Source organism: Enterobacter sp. 5-4 (assembly GCF_000612205.1).
Lineage (GTDB): Bacteria > Pseudomonadota > Gammaproteobacteria > Enterobacterales > Enterobacteriaceae > Enterobacter > Enterobacter roggenkampii.
On record NZ_JFHW01000034.1, the window covers coordinates 1 to 505 of the forward strand.

The 505-nt window shown below is 64.8% G+C and carries 1 protein-coding gene; it reads right to left on the reverse strand.

Translation table 11 applies throughout. The features are described from left to right. Positions 1-505 (reverse strand): type VI secretion system Vgr family protein (locus AA74_RS01000000122385; RefSeq protein WP_032667636.1); only part of this gene is annotated, 505 nt, incomplete at both ends.

Consider the following 505-nt stretch of genomic DNA (forward strand, 5'->3'; position numbering starts at 1 on the left):
GCGGTCCCAGTGGAACTTCACCTTCACGCGGCCGTATTTGTCCGTCCAGATACTCTCGCCGTTCGGGCCCACCACCTTCGCGGTCTGCGGGCCGTAGGTGCGCGGCCACGCCGTGGTCTGCGCCGGACGGTAGACCACCGCCGACGGAATGACCGTGAAATCGGTCCGGTGAATAGTTTCACCCTCGCCGCTGGCGTAGCGGTTCTCTTCGAGGTGGTAACCCGCCGCCGTGACCAGATACTCACCGTTGTCGCTGAAGAACGGCGCGTTGGTTAACGTGAAGGTGTGCCCCGGCGCAATCCCCGCCGCCGTGGCGGTGGCCTGAATCTGCTGATGCTCAACCTGCCAGCGCTCCTGACGAATGCGGGCATAGAACTCCCCGTGCCCTTTGTCGACAAAGCGACCCGGCCAGTCGTACACGTCAATGCTGCCCGGCGTCGGCGACGCCGGGTTCTGCTGGGCCTGGAACAGCCACGCGTTCGGCTTGCGGAAGTCATAGTCGTCG